General features: G+C 34.3%; 5 protein-coding genes. All 5 read left to right on the top strand.

The genetic code is table 11. The features are described from left to right. A partial coding sequence (locus LrDSM24759_RS06335) for an IS3 family transposase (RefSeq protein WP_117118652.1) occupies positions 1-466 on the top strand: 466 nt, incomplete at its 5' end. Positions 467-595: 129 nt separating this feature from the next. Next, a complete protein-coding gene (locus LrDSM24759_RS06340; protein WP_117118653.1) occupies positions 596-2,002 on the top strand; it encodes an amino acid permease in 1,407 nt (468 codons plus the stop codon). Next, a complete protein-coding gene (locus LrDSM24759_RS06345) occupies positions 1,992-3,380 on the top strand; it encodes an amino acid permease (protein WP_117118654.1) in 1,389 nt (462 codons plus the stop codon). Before LrDSM24759_RS06340 ends, LrDSM24759_RS06345 begins: the two co-directional genes overlap by 11 nt. 81 nt (positions 3,381-3,461) lie before the next feature. Continuing rightward, entirely contained in the window at positions 3,462-4,190 is a 729-nt protein-coding gene (locus LrDSM24759_RS06350) for a gamma-glutamyl-gamma-aminobutyrate hydrolase family protein (RefSeq protein ID WP_117118655.1), read from the top strand. Positions 4,191-4,213: 23 nt separating this feature from the next. Next, positions 4,214-4,674 (top strand): amino acid permease (locus LrDSM24759_RS06355; RefSeq protein ID WP_117118656.1); only part of this gene is annotated, 461 nt, incomplete at its 3' end.

Here is a 4,674-nt window from a genome sequence, read left to right on the forward strand (position 1 = left end):
TCATTTAAATGGAGAAAAGCTATATTTATCACCAATTATGGACGGTTGTACTCATGAGATAATTTCTTATACCATCAGTCGTCATCCAGTTTTAAAACAAGTAATGGATATGCTTGAACTAGCTTATAAAGATCATCCTGCATTGAATGGACTTATCTTTCATACTGATCAAGGTTGGCAATATCAACATCCAGCTTTTCAAAATTGGCTTAAAAATCATGGTATTGAACAATCAATGTCTAGAAAAGGAAATTCATTAGATGATGGATTAATGGAAGGTTTCTTTGGTATCTTAAAGCGAGAAATGTTCTATGGGTTTGAGAAAACATTTAAGAATTTAGATGAGCTTGAAAAAGCAATCAAAGAATATATTTATTACTACAATAACAAAAGAATCAAGAGCACAATAAAAAACCATACTCCGATTCAATATCGAAATATGGTTTTAAATCAACTGGCTCAATAATATGTCCTAATTTTAGGGTTCATATCATTGTATCTAAAGTCTTTTTTAATAGCCCCTTTGCAAGAAACTGCTCTTGTATTAAAATAAAATTAATATTGTAATAAAATTACCACGAGGAGTTTAAGATTGATGAGTGAGAAAAGCTCTAGTCCTAAATTAAAGCGGTCAATGACTGCAGGACAGATGGAAATGATTTCTTTAGGTGGAGCAATTGGTGTCGGTCTTTTTATGGGATCGACTTCCACCATTAAGTGGACTGGGCCATCAGTATTATTAGCCTATATATTTGTAGGATTAATTTTATATATTGTAATGCGTGCTCTGGGAGAAATGCTCTATATTAATCCCGGTACAGGGTCTTTTGCAGATTATGCGACCGAATATGTGCATCCAATAGCAGGGTATATGGCCGAATGGGCCAATGTTTTTGAATATATTGTTGTGGGTATGTCTGAAGTTGTGGCTACAACTGAATATTTAAAATTCTGGTGGCCTAATATAAGTGCATTTTGGTCTGGTGTAATAGTGATTGCCTTTTTGGTAGTAGCCAATTTAGTAAGTGCTAAGGCCTATGGTACTCTAGAATTTTGGTTTGCCATGATCAAAGTAATTACTATTATTTTGATGATTATATTGGGCTTCTCGATCATCTTATTTGGTTTTGGTAATCATGGACATGCAATTGGTTTTAGTAATCTATGGTCCCATGGTGGTTTCTTTACTGGTGGCTTTAAAGGATTCTTGTTCTCAATGTCAATTATTGTTGGTTCTTACGAAGGAATCGAATTATTGGGAATTTCAGCTGGTGAAGTTGCTCATCCCCAAAAAGCAATTGTCAAAAGTGTGAAGTCAGTAATTTGGCGTATTTTGATCTTCTATGTTGGTGCTATCTTTGTTATCGTTACTATTTATCCTTGGGATAAATTAAGTAACTTGGGTTCACCATTTGTTACCACTTTTGCTAAGGTTGGTATTACGGCAGCAGCAAGTATTATCAACTTTGTGGTTTTAACTGCAGCTTTGTCCAGTGCCAACTCCGGAATTTATTCATCAAGTAGAATGCTCTTTAAACTCGCTCACGATGGGGATGCCCCAAAAACTTTTGGCCATATTTCAAAACGAATTGTACCTAGCCATGCTATCTTAGGTATTTCTGGAGGAATTTTTATTGGCTTTGTGGTTAACGTTCTTGCGGCAATGGCAAATAAGTCGATGTCTGACCTATTTGTTGTTATCTTTTCATCATCAGTTTTACCTGGTATGATTCCTTGGTTTGTAATTTTATTGGCAGAACTGCGCTTTAGGAAAAATAATCCTGAACTTTTAAAAAAACATCCATTTAAATTACCACTTTATCCATTTTCAAATTACTTTGCATTTATAATGCTAATCATAATTGTAATTTTTATGTTTATTAATAGTGAAACAAGAGTTTCTGTAATCGTGGGAGCAGCTGTTTTAATTGTCGCTGCATTAATTTATATTGTTCGACACGGATTAAAAAATAATAAGGGAGAAGTAAATAATGGCAAATAAAAGGCCCCAATCACCGCAACTTAAACGTTCGATGACTGCAGGACAAATGGAAATGATTTCTCTTGGTGGAGCAATTGGTGTTGGTCTTTTTATGGGATCAACTTCAACTATCAAGTGGGCAGGTCCTTCAGTTTTACTTGCTTATATTTTTGTTGGTCTGATTCTCTATATTGTTATGAGAGCGCTAGGAGAAATGTTATATGTTAATCCTAGTACCGGATCTTTTGCGGACTATGCAACCGAATATGTGTCACCTTTAGCAGGGTATTTAGCCGAATGGGCCGCAGTATTTCAGTATATTGTGGTAGGAATTTCAGAAGTAGTTGCTGCTACTGAATATTTGGAGTTTTGGTGGCCAAATATAAATGTTTTATGGTCAGGGATTATTATTATTGCTTTGCTACTTTTAGCTAATTTGGCTAGCGCCAAGGCTTATGGGGCTTTAGAATTTTGGTTTGCGATGATCAAGGTAGTAACAATTGTCTTAATGATTATTTTAGGATTTTTAGTCATTCTATTTGGTTTTGGAAATCATGGACATGCAATTGGTTTTAGTAACTTATGGTCTCATAGTGGTTTTTTCCCTAATGGAATTAAAGGCTTCTTTTTCTCAATGGCTGTTATCGTAGGGTCTTATCAAGGAATTGAATTGATTGGGATATCTGCTGGAGAAGTTGCTGATCCTCAAAAAGCAATTGTTAAAAGTGTGAAGTCTGTTCTTTGGCGTATTTTGATTTTCTACGTTGGTGCCATTTTTGTAATTATTACTATTTATCCTTGGGATCAACTAAAAGCAATTGGCTCACCATTTGTAGAAACCTTTACTAAAGTAGGTATTACGGCTGCGGCTGGAATTATTAACTTTGTAGTTTTAACGGCAGCTTTATCTGGAGCAAATTCAGGAATTTATTCATCAAGTAGGATGCTCTTTAAGTTAGGTCAAGAAGGAGATGCACCAAAGACTTTTGGTCACATTTCAAAGCGCATTGTACCTAATCGTGCAATCCTTGGAATTACTGGCGGTATTTTTATTGGTTTTGTTTTAAACTGTATTGTTTCAGCTTTAAATAAATCAATGGGAAGTTTATTCGTAGTAGTTTATAGTTCATCAGTTTTACCAGGAATGGTAGCTTGGTTTGTAATTTTATTTGCTGAACTTAAATTTAGAAAAGAAAATACTGAATTGATGAAAAAACATCCTTTTAAACTGCCACTATATCCCTATTCCAATTACTTTGCTTCGATTATGTTAATTGTAATTGTGATCTTTATGTTTATTAATCCTGATACGCGAATTTCGGTCACTGTTGGTCTAGCCGTGCTAGTTGCTGCCGTGTTAAGCTATTTAGTACGTCATCGTCCTGCAAAAAGAAATTAAAATTAAATGCATTCTTACTTGTAGTAAGGATGCTTTTTTTGTATAGTAACTTAGAAAGAAAATGAAAAAGGAGGAATAAATATGAATAAACCAATTATTGGTATTTCAGGTTCAGTTATCATTGATGATGGTGGAATGTTTCCAGGCTATCGTCGTAGTTATGTGAATGAAGACTATGTGGATTCAGTAGTTCAAAATGGTGGTATACCTTACATTATTCCTTTTAATGAAGATGAAGAAGTTGTAAAAGAACAACTTCTAAATGTACAAGGGCTTATTTTGTCAGGTGGACATGATGTTGACCCTCATAACTATGGTGAGGAATTAGAACAAAAAATTGGTGATGTTTGGCCAGAACGTGATGTTTTTGATATGCGATTATTAAAATTGGCAGAAGAAAATAATATTCCTGTTCTGGGGATTTGTCGTGGGATGCAAATTATTAATGTTGCTCATGGTGGAAATCTTTATCAAGATTTGAGTTATCGTAAAGAAAAGACTTTAAAACACTCACAAAACCAAACCCCAACTTTAGTCACTCATACTGTAAAAGCAGATCCTAATTCAAAAATTGCTAATATTCTTGGTAAAGATGAATTTTTAACTAATTCATTCCACCATCAATTAGTTAAGGAAGTTGCACCTGATTTTACCGTAGCTGCTAAATGTGTCGATGGTGTAGTAGAAGCTATTGAAAATAAAGATGCTTCAGTAATCGGTGTGCAGTGGCACCCAGAAATGTTACATCGTGTAGTACCATTCCAAAATAATCTATTTAAGCATATAATTAATAATGCTAAGAAAAATTAAATAAGAAAGAGAAAAAGTTATAAATGAGTAAAAGTGAAAGTGATAAGTTAGGTTTTTGGTCGATAGTTTTCTTGGCCATTAATGCTATTATTGGCTCTGGAATTTTCTTAACTCCACAAAGTGTTGTACAACAAGCTGGGTCAAAAACATTGTGGGTATACTTCATTGCGGCTTTAATTGCATCAGTTTTAGCAATTTCATTTGCGGCAGCCGCTAAGTATGTAACTAAATCAGGAGCTGCTTATGCTTATGCCAAGGCTGCTTTTGGTAAAAATGTTGGTTTTTATATGGGAATTGTACGTTATTTCTCAGCAAGTGTTGCTTGGGGTGTAATGGCAGTTGGTGTAGTTAAATCAACAATTTCTATTTTTGGTGGCAATCCTAATGATAAGTGGGGCGTTACTTGGGGCTTTTTGGTTTTAATGGCAATTATTACTATCATTAATCTATTTGGTCAAAAAGTTTTAAAATACGTGATGAATTT

This window comes from Lactobacillus rodentium, assembly GCF_003423665.1.
GTDB lineage: Bacteria > Bacillota > Bacilli > Lactobacillales > Lactobacillaceae > Lactobacillus > Lactobacillus rodentium.

Bases quoted from the DNA above. Each gene is read 5' to 3' on its own strand.
- LrDSM24759_RS06345 (WP_117118654.1), top strand. From the start codon at position 1,992: ATGGCAAATAAAAGGCCCCAATCACCGCAACTTAAACGTTCGATGACT.
- LrDSM24759_RS06340 (WP_117118653.1), top strand. From the start codon at position 596: ATGAGTGAGAAAAGCTCTAGTCCTAAATTAAAGCGGTCAATGACTGCA.
- LrDSM24759_RS06350 (WP_117118655.1), top strand. From the start codon at position 3,462: ATGAATAAACCAATTATTGGTATTTCAGGTTCAGTTATCATTGATGAT.